This is a genomic window from Crateriforma spongiae, from assembly GCF_012290005.1.
Taxonomy (GTDB): domain Bacteria; phylum Planctomycetota; class Planctomycetia; order Pirellulales; family Pirellulaceae; genus Crateriforma; species Crateriforma spongiae.
Map to the genome: position 1 here is coordinate 717231 of NZ_JAAXMS010000002.1, position 25755 is coordinate 742985.

Below are 25755 nucleotides of genomic sequence, written 5' to 3' on the forward strand. Positions count from 1 at the left end.
GCGGCCGACTTGATTCAAATCCCAGGATTTTTTCGGCGCTGCCGATCCGAATCAGCGAACGTACACGGGCACCAGCACCGTCGGCTGGTTGTAGCGGCTGGCCGCCGTGGGGATCGCGTGGAAGCGAGGACGCAACGGCGAATGTCCCAGCCAAGCGTCGCGTTCCATCCGTGCCATACGATGCTTCATCCAGTAGAGCGCTCGTTCCTGACGAAGCATCGCCGTCCGCAGCTTTTTGTCGTACGCCTGTTCGGCACGACGACGGTCCAGCGACGGATTTTCGGTCACCGCCGGCGGTTGCGTTGCGCTCGGCTCGGCCGATTCGGCGGGGCTGCCATAAAGCGGCAGACGATCGAACATCGGTGCGGCGGCATCGGTCGCATCGTCTTGCGCCACAGCGGCACCGGCGGAAAACACACAAACCGCGAAAGCGGACAACAGCAACGTCTTTTTCATTTCACCCGCTCGTACGCCGGAAGGTGTTTGGCCAGATTTCTGGGTTGATAGCCCTGCCATTGGTATCGGCGATTGACCGAAGCGGCGCTTAGGCGTGCGAACGAAACAAGGGTGAATCAGACGCCCACAAACGGGTTATGCGGACGGATCTGGGCAACTGTATCGATTAGGGTGTTTGTGCGGCGACCGCCCAGGCGGCGTTGTCGCGGATGACGCCCTTTTCGTCGGCGAAGCGCCGGCTAAGATGAATCGTCAGACGCACATGACGTTCGTGATCCGACGGTGCGTCGCTCCCCCCCTTTGCGAATCGTTCATCGACGAACCGTTCCGTTTTTCAACCGTCCTGCCCGCTGAACAGACCTATGAACAAATTGATCTCCTTGGTTGCCGCCGCCCTGTTGTGCTGCTTCACCGTCGGATGCACCCCGCCGGCCGAAGACGTGGACGTTTCGACCGACACCACCGTCACCGAAACCGAAACGGAAACCTCCAACACCACCACCGGTGTTGAAACCCCGGGCAGCAACGTCACCACCGGCAGCGAAACGCCCGCCGGCGAAACTCCCTGATCGACGGTCCACCGCCGTCGCGTTGGGCTGGGATTTCCCGCCGTTGCCCTAGAAGTCTTTGGGCCGTTCAATCACCGATTGAACGGCCTTTTTTAGTGCCTCCTCACCGGACAAGACCACCCAATCGACCTGAATCGCGGACAATGGCAGCCCGCCCAGTCGCGAGGTCTTTAGTTTCACAAGGTCCTTGTGGGTACAGACCACTTCGTCGACGCGGCCATCCAGTCCGCCGATCCATTCACGTACCCGCTGGACCGTGTCGGGTTCGTACCGGTCGTGGTCGGGCAAACGAAAAGAATCAACCATTTTCGCGCCGCACTGCCGCACGGTTGATTCGAAGGAATCTGGATTTCCGATCGCGCACAGAGTCGCGACCCGGCGATCTTCTAAATCGCTGATCGGCCGGTTCTGGTCGGCATCATTGATCAAGCGTGACGGTTGGTGGTCGCTCGTGATCAGCGGTATCTGATCGCCGATCCTTTCGTCCACATCGGCCAGCCGTCTCTTGATCGCATCCACCGTGTCGGCATTGACTTGGCCGCATCGGCTGAGGATCACCAGATCGGCACGTCGGATTCCGGTCACCGGTTCACGCAGCAACCCACGTGGCAACAGGTGACCGTAGCCGAATGGACACGTCGCATCGATCACGACAATGTCCAGATCGCGATGCAAGCGGCGATGCTGGAAACCGTCGTCCATCAAGATGACTTCGGCTTCCAATTCATTGACCGCGATTTCGGCGGCCGACACCCGATCGGGATCCTGCAAATGCGGCACATCGGGCAATCGCGCGTACAGCTCATCCGCCTCGTCGTTTTGGTCGGCGTCCCCACGCCCGTAACCTCGGCTGACCAATGCCACACGGTACCCTGCATCGCGAATCTGTCGAGCAAGCGCGGCCACGATCGGCGTCTTTCCCGTCCCACCGGTCGTCAGATTGCCGACGCTGATGACCGGGACGCCACAATCGATCACCGCTTGGCGATCGCGATCGAAACGCTGATTTCGATAACGAACGCCCAAGCCGTAGGCCAGGCTGCCGGCCCCCAAGGCCGCACGCAACAATCCCGCCGACACACCGCGTTTCCGTCCCGACATGATTTCGCGATAATCCATCACCCGGCCACTACGTGTCGACGATTCCTGGAACTGGTGCTGTCGCGATTCCGAACGATCGCGACCTGTTTTTCTGGGTTCAGAATAGCGCCCCGACGTCCGGGCTGTCACCCTGGTCTGCCTTCACTGTTGCCCACAATTTTTACCATCCCCACACTTCTTACCGGCTGCCCCCATGCTGATCGATAGTCATCACCATCTCTGGAAATACAGCGTCGACGACTATGGCTGGATCGACGATTCCATGTCGGTGCTGAAGAACGACTTCCTGGCACCCCAATTGGCAGAAATCGCCGACGGTCATTCGGTCGATGGTTTCGTCAGTGTCCAGGCCCGTCAGTGCATCGAAGAGACCGATGCCTTGCTGGAAATCGCCGAACAGGAATCACGCATCCGCGGCATCGTCGGCTGGGTGCCCTTGATCGATCCGGACGTCGACAAGCACTTGCACCATTATGCGGACCAACCGCGGGTGGTGGGTTTTCGGCATGTGGTGCAAGACGAACCCGATGACCGTTTTCTGTTGCGGGAAGATTTCAATCGCGGTGTCGGCCGGCTGCGTGAATTTGGATTCGTCTATGACATTCTGATTTTCGGACGACAGTTGCCCGCGGCACTGGAATTCGTCGACCGACATCCCGACCAAAAGTTTGTCTTGGACCATATCGCCAAACCGGCGATCGACGGCGACCACGTCAACGCGAATTGGATGACCAATTTCCGCCAGTTGGCCAAGCGTTCCAATGTCGTTTGCAAGTTCAGCGGCGTTGTGACCGAGGTCCGTGACGAACAATGGACGATCGACACGATCCGTCCGTACTTTGACATCGCGTTGGAAGCATTCGGTGCAGACCGATTGATGTTCGGAAGCGACTGGCCGGTCTGTTTGCTTCGTTCGCAGTACACCCGGTGGCTGGACACGGTCCGGCAACTGACCGAACCACTCAGCGATTCTGAAAAGTCGCAGTTCTTTGCCCAGACCGCGATCGACGCCTACGGCTTGAAGTGATTCCGATCACCGGAAAAGAATCCGATCAATACGACTTGGCAAAAATGGCGTAGTGATCCGCCGGCTTGCCGGTCAAAAAGCATTTGCCCGGATGGTTGTCGCCACGCGGAATACACCGTGGGGTGACTTTCAGTTCTTTCAACAATTCGGCCAAGTCTGCTTCGCTGGCGTAGTGGCACTTGGCAAAGCCACCATGGATCTCCGGATTCTTGGCATTGGCCGGCGTGAAGAACGAACGGAAATCGGCTTCGTTATCGATCGTGACGGTGTTGTCGTTGCGCATTGCCAAGGCGCGTTCAAACAACCCCTTTTGAATCTGGGCCAATAGGTCGCTCACCTTGGCGACGAATTCGGCTTTGTCCATGCCGGTGCTTTTGGGCTGATCACGACGGCCGACGAAGACGCTGCCGGCGGCCATGTCTTTCGGACCGACTTCCAATCGAATCGGGACGCCGCGTTTGACGTGATACCACTTCTTTTCACCGCCCCGAATATCGCGGTCATCGATTTCGACACGGATGGGTTGGTTGTCGTATTTTTGGGCGGCGATCTGATCACGAAGCTCGTTGACGTATTGCAGAATCTGGCCGCGTTGATCGTCGCCTTTGTAAATCGGTTGGATCACGATTTGGGTGGGTGCCAAACGTGGCGGCAAGACCAAGCCGTCGTCGTCACTGTGGGTCATCACCAATGCGCCGACCAAACGTGTGGAAACGCCCCAGCTGGTGGTCCAAGCGTACTGGATGTCACCGGTTTCGCTTTGAAACTTGATCTCCTGGGCTTTGGAGAAATTTTGTCCAAGGAAGTGGCTGGTGCCCGCCTGCAGTGCCTTGCGATCCTGCATCATCGCTTCGATGGACAGCGTTTCGACGGCACCGGGAAAGCGTTCGCTGTCGGTCTTGCTACCGACGATCACCGGCATGGCCATCCAGTTTTCGGCAAAGTCGGCATAGACGTCGATCATCCGCTCGGTTTCTTCCACCGCTTCGTCGGCGGTCGCATGAACCGTGTGACCTTCCTGCCACAAGAATTCAGCGGTCCGCAAAAACATCCGCGTCCGCATTTCCCAACGAACGACATTGGCCCACTGGTTGATCAGAATCGGCAGATCACGATAGCTCTGAACCCACTTGGAATAGGTCGCGCCGATGATCGTTTCGCTGGTCGGCCGAACGATCAGTGGTTCTTCCAACTTGCCGGCCGGTCGCAGCCCGCCGTCGGGATCCGGTTCCAGACGGTGGTGGGTGACGACGGCGCATTCCTTGGCGAACCCCTCGACATGTTCCGCTTCCTTTTCCAGAAAGCTCATGGGAATGAATAGCGGGAAATAGGCGTTCTGGTGCCCGGTCGCCTTGAACATGTCGTCCAGGGATCGCTGCATGTTTTCCCACAGCCGGTATCCCCACGGTTTGATCACGATGCAGCCGCGGACCGCCGACGTTTCCGCCATATCGGCCGCACGGACCACCTGTTGAAACCATTCCGGATAATCTTCGGCACGGGTCGGCGTGATGGCGGTTTTGGCCATGGCAGTGATGCAAGAGTTCGAGGCGTCAGAACATCAAGAAAACGCGTGCGAACCAGGCCCACACGCGTCGAACGAAAGCGGCATCGTACCGAAGCCGCCGGATCAGAATAAGACCGCGCCCGCCGGTCGAACCGGCGACGGCCTATCGCCGAATGTTCAGCAATTCGTCGATCAATTGCTGGCTGGTCGTGATCACCCGGCTGTTGCCCCGATACATCGTGCTTGCCAACACCAGATCGACCAAGTCTTTTCCGATGTCGGTGTTGGACAATTCCAACGCACCCCCGATGACCTTACCGATCCCGTTTTCGCCGGGTGCCCCTTGGACGGGAAGCCCCGTGTTGATCCCTTCGGCGTACAGGTTCAGTCCCTTGGCCTCCAGACCGGCCGGGTTGGCAAAGCGAGCCAATTGCAACTGGCCCAGGTCACGCGTGATCCCGTTGCTGAACACACCGCGGATCGTGCCGTCTTCGCCGACGACAAAACTGTTCAGCACCCCAGGTTCGCTACCGTCCTGCCGTGTCGCAGCCAACGAAGCCTCTTGGGTCGCCAAACCGGACACCAATGAGAAATCCATATCGAATTGCAGCGGCGAAACACTGGGGACGCCGTTCCGGTCGATGGCAATGCTTTCGTTGGTCGCATCCACAAAGTTACCGTTGCCATCGAACGTGATCAGCCCGGTACCGACGGCAATCTCCGTTCCATCGCCCGGTTGGTTTTCGGGGCTGTCGGCATACCAGCGGTACACGGTCGATTGATCGGTACGGCTTTCCAAGACGGCGGTCACACGCACGTTGATCGGAACACCCAGTGAATCGTAAACGATGAAGTCACTGGCGGCACTTTGGCCGACCGCGTCCTGGGTGACACCGAACGCCAAGTTGGGCGTGGTCACGGTGCCGACCGAATCGGTGATTCGAAACGCACTGAGGTCAATGTCCAAGGCGTTTAGTTCGCCGTTGTTACTGACGATTCGAATCGTGCCGTTGTTGATGTAGGCTCCCGGCGCCAAGTCTGCGGATTCACCGGGGATGTTATTCTCGCTAAGCGGGATCGGATTCTGTGAATCGACTTGGGACGTTTGAATCCCTGACGAATCGACGACGAAATCCAAGAAGTCTTGAACGGTCGTCGTGTCGGTGACTTCGAAGGTTTGTTCGCCCAGTGATCGCCCACCCTTGCGGCCGCTATAACTAAGCGTTCCTTCTTGGAAGACTTGTTCGTACGTCAAACCATCACGCTTCAACACGTCGGTCAACAACGTGTTGCTGTTGATCGTCGGACCGTCCATGTTCAGCAGTTGATTGCCGGCCGTGTCCAAGTCCGCGATCTGTGCGTCCGTCTTGGTGTCCGTGTATGTTTCGCCCGGCGCGACGCTGTCAACCAAATAAAAGTTGTTTTGGTCACCGGCTAAGTTGCGATAGATCCGGATTTCGTCATAGGCGGGAAAACCACCCGACACCGGGGGCGTCGGTGGCACCGGAAAATCGTCCAAAGTCAAACGACCATTGACCACGCTTTGCGGACCAATCAACACACTCGGTCGCGATTCGACTTCACCGTTGCGGTGATAAGTAATCATGTACGTGTAGTTGCCCGTCAGCGTCGAATCATCCAAGGCGTTGGCCGACAGCGCGGTTGTCCCATCATCGGTGAAGGTGCCACCGGCGGTCGTGGTGCCAAGAAAGAAGAAATCGCTGCCGTCGGGTGACGTTCGATAGACGTTGACGTTGGGGTAATCACCCCCGGTGGAATCCGTCGGCAGATTCGTCAGTTCGATATTTCCGCCCACACCGACGGTCGCCGAAATCGCGCCGCTGGGTGTCGATTCACGTCCGTTGGCGTCCACCAGGGCGACTCGATACTGATACGTTCCCGGGGCAAGCGTTCCCACACCGGCGGTGCTGATGCCGATCGATGAACTGTCGGAAAACGGCGCAGTGCTAAGCGATACGCCCGACGCATCGGGACGTGGTGTCTGGGCGTCACCCAGAACTGCGCTTTCGATCACCTGGGCGGCGCTGGACACTTCGCCCTCGGGGGTCAGCGTGCCTTCGAAGTTCACAATTTCGGTCGCCTTGGCAACACTCTCGGTTCCCAGCGGAACTTGAAGCGGCACCAAGCTGGATTTGTCCAAGCTGAACTGTTCGTCGACGCCGTAGCCCAACAAACGCTGACCGGTTGCATTGACCAGTTCGGCATCACTGTTGAGCTTAAAAATCCCGTTTCGCGAATACAACGTTTCGCCGGCATCACCTTGGACAACGAAGAATCCATCGCCCTGGATCGCCAAATCCGACGACGAACTGCTGATTTCGATCGTGCCTTGGTTGTGATTCGCCGCGATTTCAGCGATCTGAACCCCCAAACCGATCTGGCGTGGGTTGGTACCACCGTTGCTGTCGGTGGGGCTGGACCCCAGCGTCAGCGTCTGCAGAAACTGGTCAGCGAAAACAACATCGGATGATTTGAACCCGACCGTTTGCGCGTTGGCCAGGTTGTTACCGATCACGTCGATTTGAGTTTCCGCTGCACTTAATCCCGTCAGCGCAGTGGTCAAAGCGGATTGCAGACCCATGGTCGGTGTCCCCGGTTATCGTAGGCGAACCGGGTCAACCACCGATCGGTCGGGCCGCCAACGGCTCAATCAGAGCCGCCGGGCGTCGCAATCGGTAAAGTTCACCCAGTTTGAATTTCGCGAATGTTCTTTACATCCATCGTCCGTTCACCCACATGAACTTTGACCGAACGTGAACCAGAATTCGGATCTGTTGAAACTGTGACGCGATCGACCGTGCCTTCGACGTCGGAAGTGTCATCGGCCAACCCCCGAACGGTCTGGCCGATCAGATTGCTAGCGGTCACCAATTCTTGACTGTGTGAGAAATCGGACAGCGTTTCGCTCAGCGAGTCCGTCGCCCCGATTTCACGGATCAGCCCGATCTGCTGAATCATTTCCGAATTGTCCATCGGATTCAGCGGGTCCTGGTTTTGCAGTTCTTCCATCAACAACGTCAGGAAGTCGGTGCTGCCCATGTCGTTGAAGCTTTGGTCCGTCCCGCCGAATTGGCCCGCCGCTTCGGCCGCCGAAAAATCCGCGCCGCCGCTGCCTGAGATCGCTGACATGTTGTTTGACCGTTGCTAGAAGATGCCGTGAAACAGTAGACGCGTTGGCGTACGGGCGAAGCGTCCCGTCCGGGGCCCTGGTGGTGGTGATAGGAAACCTGGCGGACGCAAGGCGAGATCAATGCCGAAAATCGATGCCGCCGCCCGGTGTCGCCGCGGTTGCGGTCGGATTTGCAGGTGCGGTACCGGAAACGGATGGGTTGCCCGGCGACGGTGCCGTTTCCCCACCCTGGTACCGACGACGGTGACGCCCGGCGTCTTGCTGAGATTCGTCTCTGGCTTGCTGGTGGTCGTGGAAACCGTTTTCACCTTCCGCGGACGATTCCTGTTCGACGCTCAACCGATCCACTTGCATGCCCTGGGCTTCCAAACGCGTACGCAACTCGGGCAATTGTTGCCGCAGCATTTCGGCCGCTGTTTCCGAATCGGCGACCACGCGTGCTTGGATTTTTTTGTCACGGACCTGCATTTCCACCCGCACACTGCCCAGTTCGGCGGGGGCCAGTTTCAAACGAATGCTGCCGCCTTCGCTGCCGAAGTGTTGAAACGCCTTGCTGACCCGCTGCACCAGTCGGGCACGCGTCACAGCGTCAGCCGGATTTCGCGTCTGTGCTGACTTAGACTTCGATGCCGATGCGGCATCGCCCGCCCCTTTGGTCTGCTGGATCGATTCGGTGACCGAGTCGATTTTTCCGCTAGCGTTGCCACCGCGTGCAGCCGATTCGCCCGCCGCTTTGGAAGCCGCGGAAACGGCCGACGACGCGTTGGTCGCTGCGACGACCGGCCGCGTTTGGACCGTATCAACTTTGGTCACGACTTCGGCAGAAACCGCTGCCGCTGGTTCGCCGTCCGGAACGGGTGTGCTTTGGGATGAACTGGGTGTCGCCGGAGATCCAGCGCCCGCGCCGTTTCCGACCGGTTCGCCCTGTGGTGCAGGGGATTCGGCGCGTCGTTCTCTGGGGTCACGACGTCGCCGCCCTTCACCTGCATCGGTTTGGGCCGCCGTCCAGGATTCCAAGTCGACCGACGCCGGATCGTCGCCGGTGGTTGCCGATGGATCATTGACCGGGTTGGCCGCGGCGGCTTCGCCGGTTCGGCCCGTTGTATCCGCGTTCGTCGGACCCGTTACCACCGGTGCATCGACTTGTTTCGCCTCGGAGGCCTTGGATCGACGTCGCCCATAGCCTTCCGCGGCAACCACAGTTTCCGCTTCGACCTTGATTTCGCCGGTGTTGGTTTCAACTCGGGCGACGTCCGCCGCTTCGACCTCCGCCGCCTCGGTCGTCACAGCATCAGCGGATTCCTGTTTCACCTCGGCCGATTGTTCCGCCGGCCCGTGTTCGTTTTCAACCGATGCCGTCCACTGGGCGGACGTTTCTTCGACGTCGGCATCGCCCGAAACGGCATGTTTCTGCGTCGTTGATTCCGCAGACGAATCGTCGTTGGAATCGTTGTCGGACGAATCCGACGCTTCAGTGGGCCCCGAATCCGACAGTGACGTGTCAGGTTCGCTGGTGGCGTCGGTCTGCTGGACGACGGGCTGCGCGACGGACATCGCGGCAAAGATTTCGGCAAATGGATCGACCAGCCCCGTTTCCGCGGTCAAACGATTTGCGTTCAAGACGGGCTTGGACCGACGTGAAACCGCCGACGGCGTCGCTTGGTGCGCAGCGTCGCTTTGTTGGATCACCGACATGCCAACCGACCCCCCAGTCCTTTGGCGTAACGATCGAAAGGACGACCGCCACGACTGAGACGTCTTCAACCGATCCGATTAACGGCCGGCTTGTTCGATCGCAGTGGTCTCCGGCTGTCCGTCACCGATCCGACGAATGATCTCGTGAAGCTTATCTTTTTCGTCTTCGGTTTCGAACTCTGCCAATATCTCTGATCGTTTATCAATTGGCATGGCTTTAATGATACCGACGACGTCATCAATTTTCTCATCGTCATAAATTCTCAACAGCTGGTCTTTTGCCGCATCGGCTTCCAGCGATTGGATCGTCTGCTGGCGTTCGATCGCCCCCTGATCGCGGATCCCCGCTTTGACCCGCGCGATTTCATCGTTGATCGATTGGATTCGCCCGTCGAAGACCTGGGTTTCTTCCACCAGCACCGCCATTTGTTCGCTCAGTTCGTCGCGGGCACGCTTTTGGCTTCGCAATCGCAGGTCCATGTTCATGCCTTCCAGACGACGGGCTTCCAGGATTTCTTCAAAATCGGGCTGCTCGCGTTCTTCCGCATCACGCAAGATTTTTTGCAATCGGTTGCCACTGATATCGATACCGTTCAGCAACGCAACGACTTTCACGCCGGTTTCATGGCTGAGCGATCCGGTGGAGGCAAAATAGCCCAACATGATCATCTGGGTGATGACCGTGCCGATGCAAAACGCCGTAAAGACGCGCAGGATCAGTTTCATCATTCATGGCCTCCGTCGTCGATCAGTCGCGACCGTCACCGAGTGTTTCCGCGTCGCGGCCCGCTGCGGCGGCACGCTGGAAATTCCGAGATGCGGCTTCGTCCAATTCCAACTGTTCGCGACGATTTTGTTGTTCGCGATAGCGTTGCTGGTCAATCTCTTTCAGCTTTTCCCAGCGTTTGACTTCGATCTGTGCCGTTTTCAGCATTTCTTGGCGGCGTTGCAGTTCCTGGACCAGCTTTCCACGCGTGTCAGCCAGACTTTGCAGATCCCCCTGCAACTGTAGGTCATAGCGACCTCCCTGCAGCATGCGGTCAACCGAAACGTTGCCAGTCAGGGATTCTCCCGACATCGCCTGCTTCAGATCGATGCGTGTTTGTTCGACCTCCTGCATCTGCTGATCGATCTTTGCAATCGCCGCGTTGGCCTGTCCCACAGCGGCACCGGCTTCGTCACGCTCTCGCTCGCGAAGTCTCAGCAGAATGTCAAAGCGATACTGAAAGGACATCCGTATCCCTGTTTGGCTTTGTCAGTGTTTCAAGCGTCGCAATGGTACCGACGATGTCATGTCCCGGCGGCCAGTTTCATTAGCATTTGGGTGGTGGTTTTCAGCGGTGTTGCGTCCTGGGCCTGCTGGATCAGAAAGCTGCGAATCGGATCGCGACGTGCGATCGCCGCGTCGACCTTGGGATCGGCACCCTGCTTGTAGGCACCGATGGAAATCAAATCCGCGTTCTTGCGATATTCCGCCATCAACCGGCGGACACCGGAGACCGCTTGCAGGGTTTTCGCATCCAGCAATTCCGGTTGCAGCCGGCTAAGACTTTGCAGCACATCGATCGGTGGATAGTGCGCTTCCTCGGTCAACGCACGATTCAGCACAATGTGTCCATCCAACAATCCCCGAAGCGCATCGGCGATCGGTTCGTTGTTGTCGTCGCCTTCGACCAACACGGTGTAAAACGCCGTGATCGATCCGGCGGTCGTTCGGCCGGCCCGTTCGACCAATCGCGGCAAGCTGTTGAAAACGCTGGGCGGATATCCACGTGTCGTCGGCGGTTCTCCGGCGGCCAAACCTAGTTCGCGTCCCGCCATCGCGAAACGTGTCACGCTGTCCAGCAGCAACAAGACATTGTGTCCGGCGTCGCGAAAGCTTTCGGCGACTGCGGTGGCGGTCCATGCCGCGGCCACCCGCTGGGTCGCCACACGATCGCTGGTTGCCACAACGACCACGCTGCGTGCCAGCCCGGCGGGCCCCAAACAACGCGTGATGAAGTCCTGCACCTCGCGGCCCCGTTCGCCGACCATGCCGATCACGATTCGATCCGCGGCGGAATTGCGAGCTAACATGCCCAACAACGTGCTCTTGCCGACACCGCTGCCGGCGAAGATGCCCAAACGTTGCCCCAGTCCACACGTCAACATTCCGTCGATTGCGCGCACACCGGTTTGCATCGGAGTATCGATCGGAGGCCGTTCCAAGGACGACGGCGGTTGTCGATCGGTATCGATCGGAATCAAGTCGTCCGGCAACGGCTTGCCGTCAATCGGGTTGCCGAACGCATCGAGCACACGGCCACACAATGAATCGCCGACGCGAACCTTCAGCGACGTGTCCAACAGCCGCACGGGATCGCCGGCGGCAATCGCCCCCAGCGTTTCCAAAGGTGCCAGCAGCGGACGCACCCCGCGAAACCCGACCACTTTCGCAAGCGATCCGGCGCCCACGCCCGGCCCCGCATGGTGTTCCGGTGCCGTCGATGGGGCGTAAGACTGTCGATCAAAGTTCAGTTGACAAATCGCGCCAAGGGGCGCGGTCATGCCTTTGACTTCGATCGTTTCCCCGGTGATCGCCGCAACACTGCCACGAACCTCGTGGGGAAGCGATTGACGCACCATCGACGCATAGGCATCGGGATCCGGCAGCACAGGGATTTGCATGGTCGCCGTCGTCATTGCAGCAACTCCGCCAATCGATCCAGTTGTGCCGTCAAACCGGCCCGGATTTCACCGCCACTTTGTCGAATCACAACGTCCGACATCGAAAGGCTTTCATCGGGCACCACCGTCGTGCGTTCGGGCAAATCTGATTGGGCGACCAGTTCATCCAGTTGTTGTCCAAGTTCGGCCAACAGTTCGGGATGCACCGCGACGGTCAGATCAGTTGCGGCACGCGTTTTCGATAACGCTTCGGCGGTCCAGCGCAACAAGATCTCCTTTTCGCTGTCGACTCGCGCGACGACGATCTTTTCGATGGCGGCCAGGATGGTTTGCTGCAGCACCGATGCGTACTGCTGCATCCATTCCTGATAGGTCTGTTGCAGTTCGCTGGTCGCCTTTTTCATCGCGGCAACCTGCTGTGTGGCCAAAGCCGACGCCTCCTTCTTCACGCGGGCGTCGATATCCTTTTCTGCCTGTTGCAAGCCTTCGGCGTGGCCGTCCTGGCGTGCCTGCTGCAGGACCTGTTCGGCTTGGACTTTCGCCTGCCGCAAGACGTTTTGTGCTTCCGTCTTGGCGTGTTCCAATTGTGCCAATCCCTGACCGGCCAAGTCATCCAAATTGAATCCGGCCAGGCTGGACGCCTTCCGCGCCGCCGACGCGGCCTCTTGTTCGGACTTGGATTTCAGAACGAATGCCATGACGCCTCAGGAATCTTTCGATGTTTGGATTGCTGGTGTTCTTGATGGTTGTGCGAGCCCAATGAATACGAGCCCAACGAATTCTTCGTCGACTCGATCGATCAGGCGGCTGCGGCCACCGCGGTGGGCATCAGAGCAGCCACACGCTGCTTGGCTTGGTCGATATCCGAAATTTTTAGCGGCCCCAAGTTCGCCAAAGCCCGACGCGTTTCTTTCTGCGCCGCCTTGGGCAGCATCGCGATCGCACGATCCGCTTGCTTGCGTGAAATGCCACACAACGTCAACAGGGCGTCACGTGTTTCGACCTTTCCCAAAGCTTGGCACAACGCCGCGGGCGACGATCGTTCCAGCATTTGATGGATCTGCTGTGTCATCGCGTCGTCGACGGGCTTGCCCCCCGCAGACGACTCCGGTGCATCCACCTGTTTCCCCGAAAGCGGGATCGTCATCGGCGTCCCATTCGTCGAAGGCGCGGTCGTCGATGATGACGGTTTGGGTTGGGACGGCGGGACCGCGGGTGTCGATGCATCCGGGGAATCGATCCGTGACCGTGAAGTGGCCGGATCGTCGCCAGGCATTGGCATTCGCGCCATGATCTGCCGCAGGGCACTGGCCCCGCCCGATGATTGGGCGGGCAATTCGATGTCCAAACACTTTGCCCGCAACATTTCGGAAACTTCGTTCAACGTTTCCGGTTCGATCGATTCCAGTCGGCCGATCCGGCGCACAACGTCGCGTCGACTGGATGAATCCATACGGGACAACAGCTTGGCGGCTTTCTCCGGTTCGATGCTGGCCAGCACGATTGCGGCGATCTGCGGGTGCTCGCTTTCCAGGATTCGCGTCAGTTCGACGTCGGGTACCGAATCCAAGAATCCCAGTGGATGATTCCGCTTCGGTGTCGCCTGGGGCGCGGCGGTTATCGGATCCACCGAACCGGTGGTGGAAACTTGAAACTCGTCATCGACGATAGGTGCATCGACACGATTTTGAATCGACCCGGAAAACGCCTGCAACGCACGTTTGCGTTCCATCGGATCGACGTCGGCCAGTCCCGTCATCGTGCGTCGCAATTGCGTCCGCTGAGTGTCGCTCATCTGCGACATCAATCGGTTGGCCAACGGTCCAGGCAGACTGCTCATCACGATCGCAACGCGTCGCAAGGACACTTCGCGATTCTGTGCGGCCTGTCGCCCGGCATTCATCCTGAAAGCCTTTCCTTGGGTGGGGAATCCGTGACGGTTTCACGACGCCGTCGAACATCGCTTTTAGCGTTCGGCGTCGACCGGGGCTAGATCGCTTCGGGCGGTTTGCCTGACCTCGCGAGATTCGCGGATCATGCGTCGCAGGACCTAGGCGGCTTCGCCCACCCAGCCGCGGATAACGTTGGCGGCGACCTCGGGATTCGATTCGACCAAGTTGACCAGTTCATCCTGTAGCGAACCGCCGGTGATGGTCATCTTTTCGCCATCCTCGGGTTTCTTTTCTTCGGGCGCCGGCGGTGCGGGCAGTTCCAAACCAAAGCCCTCGGTAAATTCCGCCGGTGTGTCCTTGCCGCCACCGGAAACAGCGGATCGTGCGACGAGCAGGGCAAACACACCCAACAGCAACAGTGCGATGTTTTTCCAGGAATCGGCCAACCATGTCAGCGCCTGGCCGACCGTGTCCGCTTCCTCCACCACGGGGGTTCGCAAGTCGGGCATGTCGACGACGGTGACCAGCGGTCGTGCGTCTTCGCCGGCGGCGACTTGCGGCAACATCGGCGTGACCAGCCCCTGAATTTCTTTCTCGATCGTGTCCCGCAACACGTTCAGATCGGCCGTCGTGGCTTTGGGCAGCTCGTCGACCGGCGTGTCCGGGTTGTCCCGCATCTGTTGGTCCAGCCAGTATTTGTCGTAATAGCTGGTGGGCAGCGTGATCGTGGCCGTCACCCGCGTGGGCAGCAGCCCCAGAGTCCGTGACTTTTCAAAGGTCTGGCCGACCACGCGATCACTTTCTTTCGTGTCGTCGCTCATCGTGGACGTTTGTGCCAAGTCTTCCAAGTTTCGCGCGCGATTGCCGATCGCGTTGGGTTCGGTCCCCGGAACGCCACCGACCAGCGGCCGATTGGATTGCTGCGAAATCTTGCGTGTCTTTTCGCTGACCGTCGTCGGCTGGGCGTCGTACTGGACACGGGTCTGTTCGGTGTCCAGCGTCGAATCAATTTCCGCGTTGACTTCGACGACCACGCCTTCGATGTACGACAACTGTTTCATGATCTGGCGACGCGTGGCTTCTTCGACTTCGCGTTCACGACGAATCCACGGGTCTTCTTCATCGGCCAAAGATGACGAATCGGGTGAATTCACGTCGGTCACGTTGACATCATTGACGTCCAGGCCGAACGCCTTGGCCACGTATTCCCGAATCGTGTTGACCCGTCCGCGTTCCAGCGGCAGCGAACCTTCGGGGGTGATCATGACGGCGGCGGATTCGTCGCGTTTGGCCTGGAACGGCCGCCGTTCACCCTGGGTGTAGGTCACCACGGCGAAACGAATGTCATGCATTTGTTCCAGACTGCGGGCGATGTCCTGCTGTTTTCCGACCATCAACTTGGTCCGCACCATGACATCGGAATCAAACGGTCCGGCCGAATCCATCATGGCTTCCAGGTTGCTGCGCAGCCCTGGTGGCAGGCTGGCCGCGTCTTCCAGTGCGGCCAGGAATTGCGGCCTCTGCGACGCAGGCACACGCACACGACGGCCTTCGGTACGCCATCCGCTAAGCTGTGCCTGTCCAAACGCGACGTCCATCGCGTTCAGCTCCGATTCGGTGTGCACCGTGTCACCGAACAGGTACACCGTTTCGTCGGTGGTGCCGCCCTTGACCAAGAACGCAAGACTGACGGCGATCGCCGTCACCAACAGCACCGCGATGACGCGGGACTGCATCGGCATGGCCAGAAAAACCTGGCGAGCCTGATCGTAAAGGTCACGAAAAAATGGCACGGGATTGAATGACTAAGAAAACGAACAGGTGATTGAATCGGAGCAGGCTTTCACCCGCGATGTCGATGACGTTTAGATTTGGATCTGCTGAACTTCGCGATAGGCTTCCATCAATTTGTTCCGGACCTGCAACAGCATGCGGAACGCCAAATCAGCCTTTTGAACGCTGGTCAAAACCTCCGCTTCGTTCACATCACCGCCGGTCAGCAATTGGTGAACGTTGTCGTCGGCGGTCAGCTGCATTTGGTTGACTTCGCTGACCTTTTCCCCCAACAACTCGGCGAACGACCCCATCGATTCGCTCGGTCGCGCCGGCGCGGCACCCATCGGATTGGGCGGCGGGGTCGGCGGTCGCAGCGATGGGATCGCGGGCATGACGGGCAAGAAAACCTAAGGGAACAAGGGAACGAGACGCGGACAAAACGTTCAGGCCAGGATGGTCAGTCGTTCGCGGCCCATGTTCTTGGAAATTTCGATCACCCCGACGTTGGCTTCGTACGCCCGCGTGGTTTCCAACGCGTCGACCATCTGAGTCGTCAGATCAATGTTGGGATACGCGACATAGCCCTTCCATTTGCCGTCTTGAATCGCCAGCGGATGATTGGGCTGATACCGGTACTGGGGCCCCGATTGGTCCTGCAGGATTTCTTTGACCTTGACGCCCGCAACCCCCTGGTCGTCACTGACGGTCGTGTCGGTTTGAAACACGACTTGGCGAGCCTTGTAGGGATTGGCCGCGCCGGTTTCGTCGGTCAGCGATGACATGTTGGCGATGTTGCCCGAGATCGCATTGAGCCGAGTACGCTGGGCGACCAGCGCCGATGTGCTGATGTCCAATGAACTGATCATGAAAGCTTCCTGGTCAATGGGGACGAAACACGGGGGATCATGTGGCGCGTTCGGTGATCGCGGCACGCAGCAACGCGAATTGGCTTCGCATCGTCGTGATGGCCATGCTTTGCAAGTGCTGGTTCTTGCCGATTTCGGTGACTTGCTGTTCCAACGACACGTCACTGTCGTCGTGGTAAACGATTTGCTCGGTGGCCGCGCGTGGTCCGGAAAACACATCGTCGCGGGTAAAGGGGGTGACCGATCCGCTGGGACGATCGTTGTATCCGGCGATCGAATCCGACAATGCTTGTTGAAAGTCATCAACGCTGATGTCGCGGGCGCGATATCCGGGTGTCGACAAGTTGGCGATGTTGCTGGCCAGCAGGTCGTGTCGTTTCTGGGCAAAGTTCAGCGTTTCTTGCAACGCCGGCAGCGTGCCCGAATTCAAGATGCCAAACATGCGTGTTTCCTCACCCGATGAACGTCGTTGATCTTGCCCGAATCAGGCGGCGCGCCGAATCGAACGGGTCTCGGGTTTTTGCGATGCCGCTGATCGCTGTGGAAAGACGATCGTGACCGCTGCCCCGCCCTGGGGACAGTTTTGCCAGTTCAGCTTCGCGCCGGCTTCGGCGACCGCGATCGGAATGCTGCGAGATCGCTTGTCGATGTCCGGACCGTCGTCGGCGATTTCCAATTCCACCGCCGAATCCGTCTGGCACGCGGTGATCATCAAATCCCCGCCGGCATCCAATTCGGCCAAAACCTGCGACGCGATCGAACGCACCACTCGAGTGGTCAATGCCGGATCAGCCGGTACGGGAATCGACGGGTCGATGTCGACTTCCAAACAGACCGGCGCCGGATGCGCCATCAGCATGGGGGCCGTGACGGTTTCGACCAGAAGGGCTAAAGAAACACTGGCACCCGGGTCGATGGAAAGATGTGACATGATCCGCTCGCGTCTTGCGTCGATGGCTGGTGGTCATTCGTCGCCGTAACAGTGCGACGTGTTCGAGCCATAACAATTGCGCGAAGGCCGGGGCAAGCCCGATCGTGCCAACCGTGGCGGTCTGCGGTGGATCGGCCAACGCGTGCCAGGGCGGTTCAGCGGCTGTCCGCGATACGGTCCAGCATTCCCGCCGGGTCGTTGATCGGCTGACGCGGCGTGTGGGCTGCATCGACCAGACCGGCCAAGAAACGATGGGCTTCGCTGCGAATGGGCTCGGGAACGTCCAGTCGATCCACTTCTTGGCCGATCTTGGCCACCCAGTCTCGCAGAGACGGCAAATGGCGGTCTTCGATCCAGCCTTCGACCGCACGGCGGGCAAAAAGTTCGTCCAGCGGTCGGCGAGCCTTGGCAAAGTGGTCGTGCTGCAACAACGCCGGCCAATTCAGACGACCAGAAATCGGATCCAGTTGCTGTGGCGACAATCCCATCGCGTCAGGTCCGATCCCGTTGGCGTCCGCGGCCGGTTCGGTTGCCGCATCGGCCCAGTGTCCGGTCAGTTCCCAGCCATCCGGCAATTGCCAACCTCCAGGAATCTGTGGAACCATGGCCGCGGCGGCCTTGCGTGCCATCGCCCGTTCGTAGACACGCCCGAAACGCGATTCACGATTGATTTGTTGTCGTTCTTGGCGCGCCAGCAAAGCGTCGATGCCGTTTTGCATCGCGGCACTGCGGGCAACTTCCCACTGGGTTTGCGCTTGGGCATGGTTCAAGTTGGCGACGCCCAGGCTGCGGATCACATCGGCACGGCCGTGCAACACGTTGGCATAACTGTTGATCAATCCCGATCGGTACGGCGACGACACCCCGTACGCATAGCCGCCCCAGGGCCGATAACCACAGCCGACGTGCCGGTACCCGACGACATACTTCTTCGCCGCATAGCGATCGGCCGAATCGTGATGAAAGTGGTGTTTTGCGGCATGCCCCAGCCCGCCGGGGTTTCCCGCCGATGCCAGACCGCCACCGCAGGCCAAAACAAGGGCACCGGCCAACAGCAACCCGCGGGCGGCGGTGGCGCGAATTTGGGACGAAAGGAAGCAAATCGGGCTGCGAAGTGACACGGCGTGGTTCCCCCGAACGACGGATGTGAAAGAACGTGCAACCTGGCCGAAAGGAAAATCGCTTTCACCCCAAGGGCGGTTCAGCGATCGGCCAACGTTCATCCAAGCGGGCAACCACCACCGTTGTGACAGACTTTCGCCGAAAATTGTCAGCGACGACGAATTGATGCCGGATTCGGCGGGAAAACCGGGGATTCCAGGCCACTGATCAGTCGCTGCTCAGGTCCAAAGAATCGCCGGACGATCCCGAATACTGCTGCGTTTGATATCCCGCTGACACGCTGGCATAGCGATTGACGGCGGTCTGTTTGCTGTGCTGGGTCGTCATCTGTCGTTGCACGTCGTCCCGACTGGTCGACAGCCGCTGCTCGCATTCTTTTTCGAACTGAATCAGCTCCAGCAACCGTTCTTCGGACTGTTTGTGCAGACGGATCGTTCGCTGCCGCAACGTCGGGTCACTCCAAGACCGTCGTTCCGGATCGACGTCGGCTTGGGTGGCGACCTTGTTGGACAAGTCCGACAGTTCACGCAGTGGCGGTTGCTTCTTGGCCAACACATTCATCAGCTCGGACATGCGACCGCCGTCGATCGCGTCGGACTGTTGCCGGGTCCATTCAAACAGTTCATCGATCAGTTCAGACCGACGCTGGACCCACACGGCCAACTGATCGCCGTGGACGATTTCCGATTCCATGAAGTTGTCTCCGTGCCTGAAAAGTTTTGTTTCCAATCTGTGCGAGGCATCCCGCCCGGCCCTGGTCGCCCTGCCCTAGCCCGTCACGCCCAATCGGTATTCACCCAGCCGTGTGCCGCCCGCCATGCTGTCCATCCATTGCAGGTAACGTTGCCAGCCGCCGCGATCGAATCGGGTCGTACGATCAAATTCCGAATCCAGTTCCGGCGGGATTTTGGACAGCACCGACAAGGCTTGCTTGATCAACAGATCCGCTTCACGGGTTCGCCCCATTTTCCGAACACACTGGGCCTGTCCCAAGATCGCCTCCAGCGCCGGCGGCTGATTCATGTAACGCAGTGAGATCGCCCGATACGCGGTCGACGCTTCATCCAGTCGCCCCATTTCCAACAGCGTGTCGGCTTCGGACATCAAACAGTTCCGCAAGATCACATCGGCGCGTGCCGACAAAGGTTGTTCTTCTTCGCGACGTTCATACAGTTGTCTCAGCTGTGTGAATCCCTCCAGGGCCGCCAACAATTCCGCTTCACTGCGTTGCCGCGACGTTCGGCGTGCGGCGTCCAACAGCGACGGGTCGTCCGCTTCGGTGGCCGCCCAGCGAGCCGCGAGTGCATGAGTCCGTGCCAACAGATAGGCCGTTGTTTCGGCGCGACGTTCCGGCCAATATCGCTGGACCGCTTCATCCAACACGCGAATGGTTTCCTGCAACAGTTCATCGTTCTGGCGATACAGTTCGATCTTTTCGGCATCGCTTTGGTCCGACGATTCCAGATCCGCCACCGTGATCTGTTCGTACAGCAATTCACCCAGTGAATACATCGAATCACGCCACGCGGGGCTGTCCGGCCGCAGGTCGCCATCTTGCAGGTTCGCGTGCAGAAAGTCCTTCGCTAGCTGGACATAATCGATCGCGTCGATATCGGTGACCGCCTCGGCATCTTCGTCCTGCAGACGACGCCGTCGCTGTTCGCGATTGGCCAATTCGATTGACGCCAGTGCGGCCATCAACCGAGCGTCATAGCGCAACGGATCCCGTTCGAATTCGACGATGCACGTCTCAAACGCGTCGATGGCTTCCTCGGCCCGGTCTTCGGCCAGCAGGGCCCGTCCCAGAGCGATCAGACCACGCGGCTGGCGTCGCCGTTGTTCGTATCGCAGATAATCCTGCAACATGTTGATGCTGCGTGAAAAGTGCCGACCTTGTTGATAGGCCTGAATCGCCGACCACAGCAGATCCAAATACTCCGGTTCATTGAAGCGCAACTTGGCTGCTTGATGAAAGGCATCGCCGGCGGAATGGTATCGGTGCCGAGCGACCTGAAAGGTGGAACGATCGATTTCACCGCCCGCGGCGTCGGCAAGGGTGGCCTGGGCCCACTGCAAATAGCCTTGCCCTTCTTCTTCCAGGGACTCGCTGCTGGAATAAAGCGGTGACAATGACCTGGCGGTTTCGATGGCCGATTCGAATTCGTTTTTTCGACGTAAAACTTCGATCGCCGCGCTCAATCGTTTGCGAAATTCGTCTTTCGTGATCAGCGACGAATCGAATCGGTCGGTGCTGCCCAGTTCGTGCATCATGTAACGGGTCGTCTGCACGACTTCCTCACCACGGCCTTGATCGGCCAGCAGTTCAATTTCGCGGATTCCACCCACCAACGCGGCGGCGCCGAAGGGACGTTGCTGGCGGACGGACGTCAATTGGGCAATGGCCAGTTCCAAATCGCCCTGCAATTGATACGCGCGGGCGGCCAACAACCGGGCTTGGGATCCGATGCGGGGTTCGGCTTCGCGTTGCAGCCGATTCATTTCGACCAGCACCGGTTCAAAACGACTGGCGATCGCTTGTTTGATTCGTGGGTCCTCATCACGACCGCTGGTCCATGCGGACGATCCCGTCGCACCACCGGCCGATGAGGCCATGGATTCGTTCAGATCAAAATCTTCCACCGTTTGGTCGATCTGTCGCTGAGCGTTCAGCAGACGAAATTCGTCGCGAAAGGAAGCTAAACGTGTTTGGGTTGCCAAATCGGATGCATTGAATTTGGCGAATTCGCCATCGATGATCGCTTTGGCGTCCTGCCAACGTGCCATCGCCAACAACGCACGCGTTCGAATCAACTGGCCTTGGCGCTGCTGTTCCTCGCTTAGCGTCGGCAAGGACAGAAATGTCTTGATGGTATCCAGCGACTTCTGCGCGCCACCGATCTTCAGCCTCAGTTGTGCCGACGCCAATAGCGGCAACAGATCTCGCCGCATCGTTTGGTCCCGCTCGATCGCCTTATCAAGGGCGTCGGCCGCCGCGGCGTATTCGCCGGTCGATAGCAAAGCCAACCCCAACAATCGGTTGCCTTCCGCTTCGCGTCCATCGGGAAAACCTTTTTCCGACGCTTCCTTTAGGTAGGGCACCGCGTCGGAATGGATCTCTCGTCGTGCCGCGGTTCCGGTGGCACTTTCGGACAACGCCATCTTTCCGGCGCCGACCAGAAAGGCTCGCAATGCCCGCAGCGAACCAGCGTCGTCTTTCGTTTCCGGTGCAACCGCGGGTTCTGCGGCGTCGCCGTTTTCTGTGGGATCGTCCGGGGGCTCCGCCGGTTCTTCGACGATTCGTTCGCCAGGATCGCCTTCGGGCGGCAGTTCGGATTCCAATTCCCCCAGTTCGACTTGTTCGGCGATTTTGCCTGCGATGATCGGTTGTCCCTGCAGGTACTGGTCCATCGCCAGTTGCAGACGTCGACCGTCGTCCGGTGGACCGCTGCCCAGCCAGATCGACGCAATGCCGGCGAATCCCATCAGTGCACTCAGACCGGCGATCCCGACGAACACGACCGGCCAAGGGAAACCCGACTTGGGTGCGGCGGCATCGGTTGCGTCAGGCGTATCGGCCATCCCGGCAGGGTCCCATCGGTGGACATAGAATTCGTCGACGATCCGTTTTCGACGGTCTGCATCCCTACCAAGATTCCTGTTTCACGCACAAGGCGGATCCGCACGGTGGCTGGCCCCCGCGAGGGCCGGTTCGTCGGCCCACCGTCGCGTCGCCGAGCGGCCTGAAGACGGACGCAGTGTCGCGGCACAGGAATTGTTTGCGGTGATTCTCCTTGGCGAAGGCGGGTGGAATTACCATACTGAGCGTTCAGGGCGTCATGGCCACCCGGGACGTTTCCGCGTCACGCCGGCGGTCGCGTGCCTGCCGACCCACCCACCGTTGACAGATGTGCACGTCGCCAGATTCGGGGACGTCGTACGTTCGGCTTCTTGATCCAAGCCGATCGGCTGCGGATCGATCTTTCGCCCGCCACCGGCATCGCACGTCCCACCATGCATCTGTCTTTTTGCCCAAGTGAGCTTGGAGTTCTCGTTTCGTGTTGAAAGTTCTATACGCACCGCTGCGGCTGGCCACCGGCTGGGGAATCAGTCCCCGCATTTTGGGCTGGATCGGCGTGTTGATGTTGGTGCTGTTGCGATTGACCATCGGATGGCATTTCTACAGCGAAGGCGTCGAAAAGGTCCGCAGCGGCAGTTGGACGGCCGAGCCGTTTTTCACCAACGCTCGCGGTCCACTGGCCCCGATGTACCGCGACATGGTCTGGGATTCCGAAGGCGTTTACCGGCTGGATCGTGACCGCGTCATGCTGGAATGGGCACGTTTTCGCGAACAAATTATCCGGCACTACGGTCTGGATGACGCACAGCAGGCCCTGGCCCAAGCGAATTATGCCAAAGCCGTCGAGCAATACGATTACGTGATCGAATTGAACCAAACGGACATCGAAGAATTCGAACTGGGGCGTGACCGCATCGCCGCCCTGGACCGAGACCCGACCCGCGGGGGCGTCGACAGTCTGGGTGGTCAACGCGAAACGATCCGCAGAGAACGTCAAAAGCTGATCGCACCGGTGCTGAGCCAGATTGATGCGATCGCCGAGAATTACGAATTGGCGCAAAACCGCATCGCCAACGAAGAACAACAAGACCGCCATCCTGCCCTGGCGATGGCACCGCCGCCCACTTCGTTGATGGACACGTCGCGGATCGATTTGATCCTGCCGTATTTCGACGTGGTCATCGGCCTAATGTTGATGCTGGGTCTGCTGACACCTTTGGCGGCGTTGGCTGCGGCTGGTTTTCTCGGTTCAGTTTTCCTAAGCCAGTTTCCACCATCGACCGGTCCGTCATCGACGATGTACCAGCTGATCGAATCGATGGCTTGCCTGGTTTTGGCAGCGACGGGTTCCGGACGCTTCGCCGGCTTGGACTACTTTTTCCATCTGATCACGCGGAAAACCGCCGGTCCAAAATGAACTCGGACGCATCGTCGTTCGTTGATCTCCTGCGGGATCTTTCGGCACAACGGTGCAGCGACGGCATAAAATGAATGGGTGTTCGCCCGTTCGCCCCCCCCACACAGCAACCCATCCAAAACACACCCAACTCCTTCTTAGGTCCAGGAGCCCACCGTGGTAGACAAGCTTTCGGCCGATCAACGCGACATCGGCAAACAAAATTATTACTCGGCGGTCGGCAGCTACTACGACGTCAATCGTCGTGATTTCCTGCGTGGGATCGTCGCCGCCGGTGCGGTCAGTGGTGCCGGTTTGGGTGCCGCCTACTTTGGTTACGGCAAAGTCAAAGATCCCGTCCGCGTTGCCGTGATCGGTACCGGCGACGAAGGCAATGTTTTGATCGGCGGCTGTAACCCTGATTACGTCGATGTCCGCGCGATCTGTGACATTCGTCCGTTCAGCAAACACCGTGCGTTCCACGGGGACTGCAGCAGTCCGTCGGCACTGGTTCGTCGTCCCGGTTTGATCTCAGTCGCCGGATACAAGGACGAAGCGGAAGCCCGCAAGAACGTCAAGGTTTACGACGCCGACAACGGCGGCATCATGGCATGTCTGGACGATCCGGACATCGAAGCGGTGATCATCGCGTTGCCGTTGTGGCTTCACGCCCCGGTCGCCGCACAGGCGATGGAACGTGGTCTTCACGTACTGACCGAAAAACTGATGGCCCGCACCGTGGCCCAGTGCAAAGTCATGGCACGGATGGCCAACGAAATGACGGACAAGGCGGGCAATCCGATTCACTTGGCCACCGGTCACCAACGTCACTACAACGTCAAGTATGACAATGCGGTCAACCTGATCCGCTGGGGTTTGCTGGGACAGTTGCACCACATCCGGGCGCAGTGGCACCGCGGCAACCTGCCGGGCGCCGACAGCTGGTCGATGCCCATCCCCGGCGGCGAACGCACCGCCGATGGCAAGGTCTTTGATCGCATCGCCAAGGACTTGGAGTACCGACGCAAGAAATTGGAAGAAGCGACCGATCCCGATGAAGTCGCCAAGTGGCAGGCACAAATCGCCCAATGGGCCGCCTGGGATGCCGACAAGAACATCGATCCGAAGGCGTTCGGTTACGAAGACTTCCAGGTCAATGACAAGCTGTTCACCGCCGCCGAAGAATTGCACCGTTGGCGTTTGTTCCAACGCACCGGCGCCGGTTTGATGGCCGAACTGGGCAGCCACCAACTGGATGCGGTCAGCATCTTCTTGTCCTCGCTGCGTGACGATGGCAAAAAGGTCCATCCGTTGTCGGTCCACGCCGTCGGCGGTCGTCACATCATGCCGCTGGACCGCGAAGTCGGCGACCACGTTTACTGCACGTTCGAATTCCCCGGGCCGGAATACTCCGCACAGTTCGACGTCGGCTATTACGACCGCGTCGAAAAGTATCCCGACGGCGCGGTCCCCGGTTACGAACAAGACCCGAACAAGAAGGTCGTGGTCACCTACAGCAGCATCAACGGCAACGGCTTTGGCGGCTGGGGCGAAGTCGTCATGGGCACCAAGGGCACGTTGATCTTGGACAAAGAAACCGACGTTCTGCTGTACCGTAACAGTGACACCAGCAGCAAAGTCGGCGTCGCCAAGAAAGAAGGCGGCTATGCCTTGGACACCAGCGCCTCGGGTGATTATTCCGCACCGGTCGCCCAGGCCGCCGACAGCGGTCCGGTCAGCCGTGGTTATCGCGAGGAAATCGAGCACTGGGCTTACTGCATCCGCAACCCCGATCCGGAAAACAAGCCGCGTTGCTATCCCGCCGTCGCCATGGGTGACGCCGTCATTGCTTTGGCCACCAACGTTGCGATCAAGAACAACTTGGCCGGCAAGGGCGGCTATCTGGAATTTGAAGAAGACTGGTTCGACGTCGACAACGATGCGGTTCCCGATGGCAGCACCATTGCCGAAGCGACCGAGTTCATGAAGAAGCCCGTGGCCTAAAACCACCGCCGCTTCACT

The 25755-nt window shown here is 59.1% G+C and carries 23 protein-coding genes; 4 read left to right on the top strand and 19 right to left on the bottom strand.

The features are described from left to right. Nucleotides 1-51: 51 nt before the first annotated feature. Complete coding sequence (locus tag HFP54_RS06815; protein ID WP_168564522.1) at nt 52-456, bottom strand: hypothetical protein; 405 nt, start codon at nt 454-456, stop codon at nt 52-54. 362 nt (nt 457-818) lie between these two features. Between HFP54_RS06815 and HFP54_RS06820 the strand changes: the two genes are divergently transcribed. Beyond that, a complete protein-coding gene (locus HFP54_RS06820) occupies nt 819-1025 on the top strand; it encodes a hypothetical protein (protein ID WP_146410414.1) in 207 nt (68 codons plus the stop codon). A 48-nt stretch (nt 1026-1073) separates the two neighbouring features. Here the strand turns inward: HFP54_RS06820 and lpxK are convergent, their stop codons facing one another. Beyond that, a complete protein-coding gene (gene lpxK, locus HFP54_RS06825) occupies nt 1074-2126 on the bottom strand; it encodes a tetraacyldisaccharide 4'-kinase (RefSeq protein ID WP_235951307.1) in 1053 nt (350 codons plus the stop codon). 193 nt (nt 2127-2319) lie between these two features. Between lpxK and HFP54_RS06830 the strand changes: the two genes are divergently transcribed. Further along, nucleotides 2320-3153, top strand: a complete 834-nt coding sequence (locus tag HFP54_RS06830) for an amidohydrolase family protein (RefSeq protein ID WP_146410412.1) — start codon at nt 2320-2322, stop codon at nt 3151-3153. A 25-nt stretch (nt 3154-3178) separates the two neighbouring features. Here HFP54_RS06830 and proS read toward each other — a convergent pair whose 3' ends face one another. The 17 genes from proS to HFP54_RS06915 all read right to left on the bottom strand — a co-directional run bounded on the left by proS (nt 3179) and on the right by HFP54_RS06915 (nt 22339). Beyond that, entirely contained in the window at nt 3179-4681 is a 1503-nt protein-coding gene (proS, locus tag HFP54_RS06835) for a proline--tRNA ligase (RefSeq protein WP_168564524.1), read from the bottom strand. A 142-nt stretch (nt 4682-4823) separates the two neighbouring features. After that, nucleotides 4824-7262 (bottom strand): flagellar hook-basal body complex protein, encoded by a 2439-nt coding sequence (locus HFP54_RS06840; RefSeq protein ID WP_146410410.1) that lies wholly within the window; start codon nt 7260-7262, stop codon nt 4824-4826. Between the two features lie 101 nt (nt 7263-7363). Further along, nucleotides 7364-7810, bottom strand: coding sequence for a flagellar hook assembly protein FlgD (locus HFP54_RS06845; protein WP_146410409.1), 447 nt, complete (start codon nt 7808-7810; stop codon nt 7364-7366). A gap of 118 nt (nt 7811-7928) precedes the next feature. Continuing rightward, nucleotides 7929-9506 (bottom strand): flagellar hook-length control protein FliK, encoded by a 1578-nt coding sequence (locus HFP54_RS06850; RefSeq protein ID WP_168564525.1) that lies wholly within the window; start codon nt 9504-9506, stop codon nt 7929-7931. A gap of 78 nt (nt 9507-9584) precedes the next feature. Continuing rightward, nucleotides 9585-10235: a hypothetical protein gene (locus HFP54_RS06855; protein ID WP_235951308.1), complete on the bottom strand. Its 651-nt coding sequence runs from the start codon at nt 10233-10235 to the stop codon at nt 9585-9587. Nucleotides 10236-10254: 19 nt separating this feature from the next. After that, on the bottom strand, nt 10255-10740 hold the full coding sequence (fliJ, locus tag HFP54_RS06860) for a flagellar export protein FliJ (RefSeq protein WP_146410407.1): 486 nt from the start codon (nt 10738-10740) through the stop codon (nt 10255-10257). Between the two features lie 56 nt (nt 10741-10796). Next, nucleotides 10797-12188: a FliI/YscN family ATPase gene (locus tag HFP54_RS06865; RefSeq protein ID WP_146410406.1), complete on the bottom strand. Its 1392-nt coding sequence runs from the start codon at nt 12186-12188 to the stop codon at nt 10797-10799. Continuing rightward, complete coding sequence (locus HFP54_RS06870) at nt 12185-12871, bottom strand: FliH/SctL family protein (RefSeq protein WP_146410405.1); 687 nt, start codon at nt 12869-12871, stop codon at nt 12185-12187. The genes HFP54_RS06865 and HFP54_RS06870 overlap by 4 nt, the downstream gene beginning before the upstream one ends. 101 nt (nt 12872-12972) lie before the next feature. Then, nucleotides 12973-14076, bottom strand: a complete 1104-nt coding sequence (locus tag HFP54_RS06875; RefSeq protein ID WP_168564526.1) for a FliG C-terminal domain-containing protein — start codon at nt 14074-14076, stop codon at nt 12973-12975. Nucleotides 14077-14223: 147 nt separating this feature from the next. Continuing rightward, nucleotides 14224-15858: a beta-cystathionase gene (locus HFP54_RS06880; protein WP_146410403.1), complete on the bottom strand. Its 1635-nt coding sequence runs from the start codon at nt 15856-15858 to the stop codon at nt 14224-14226. A gap of 72 nt (nt 15859-15930) precedes the next feature. Further along, nucleotides 15931-16233 carry a flagellar hook-basal body complex protein FliE gene (fliE, locus tag HFP54_RS06885; protein WP_146410402.1) on the bottom strand — a complete coding sequence of 101 codons (303 nt, stop codon included), beginning with the start codon at nt 16231-16233 and terminating at the stop codon, nt 15931-15933. Between the two features lie 51 nt (nt 16234-16284). Next, nucleotides 16285-16707 carry a flagellar basal body rod protein FlgC gene (flgC, locus tag HFP54_RS06890; protein WP_146410401.1) on the bottom strand — a complete coding sequence of 141 codons (423 nt, stop codon included), beginning with the start codon at nt 16705-16707 and terminating at the stop codon, nt 16285-16287. Between the two features lie 37 nt (nt 16708-16744). Further along, nucleotides 16745-17149: a flagellar basal body rod protein FlgB gene (locus tag HFP54_RS06895; protein ID WP_146410400.1), complete on the bottom strand. Its 405-nt coding sequence runs from the start codon at nt 17147-17149 to the stop codon at nt 16745-16747. A 42-nt stretch (nt 17150-17191) separates the two neighbouring features. After that, nucleotides 17192-17638 (bottom strand): histidine kinase, encoded by a 447-nt coding sequence (locus tag HFP54_RS06900; protein ID WP_146410399.1) that lies wholly within the window; start codon nt 17636-17638, stop codon nt 17192-17194. 155 nt (nt 17639-17793) lie between these two features. Continuing rightward, a complete protein-coding gene (locus HFP54_RS06905) occupies nt 17794-18759 on the bottom strand; it encodes a hypothetical protein (protein ID WP_168564527.1) in 966 nt (321 codons plus the stop codon). Nucleotides 18760-18967: 208 nt separating this feature from the next. Next, complete coding sequence (locus HFP54_RS06910; RefSeq protein WP_146410397.1) at nt 18968-19453, bottom strand: hypothetical protein; 486 nt, start codon at nt 19451-19453, stop codon at nt 18968-18970. A gap of 75 nt (nt 19454-19528) precedes the next feature. After that, nucleotides 19529-22339, bottom strand: a complete 2811-nt coding sequence (locus HFP54_RS06915) for a hypothetical protein (RefSeq protein WP_168564528.1) — start codon at nt 22337-22339, stop codon at nt 19529-19531. A gap of 476 nt (nt 22340-22815) precedes the next feature. Between HFP54_RS06915 and HFP54_RS06920 the strand changes: the two genes are divergently transcribed. Together HFP54_RS06920 and HFP54_RS06925 are read left to right on the top strand one after the other, a co-directional pair. Next, nucleotides 22816-23754, top strand: a complete 939-nt coding sequence (locus HFP54_RS06920) for a P-loop NTPase family protein (protein WP_146410395.1) — start codon at nt 22816-22818, stop codon at nt 23752-23754. A 156-nt stretch (nt 23755-23910) separates the two neighbouring features. After that, nucleotides 23911-25737: a Gfo/Idh/MocA family protein gene (locus HFP54_RS06925; RefSeq protein WP_146410394.1), complete on the top strand. Its 1827-nt coding sequence runs from the start codon at nt 23911-23913 to the stop codon at nt 25735-25737. Nucleotides 25738-25755: the final 18 nt, after the last annotated feature.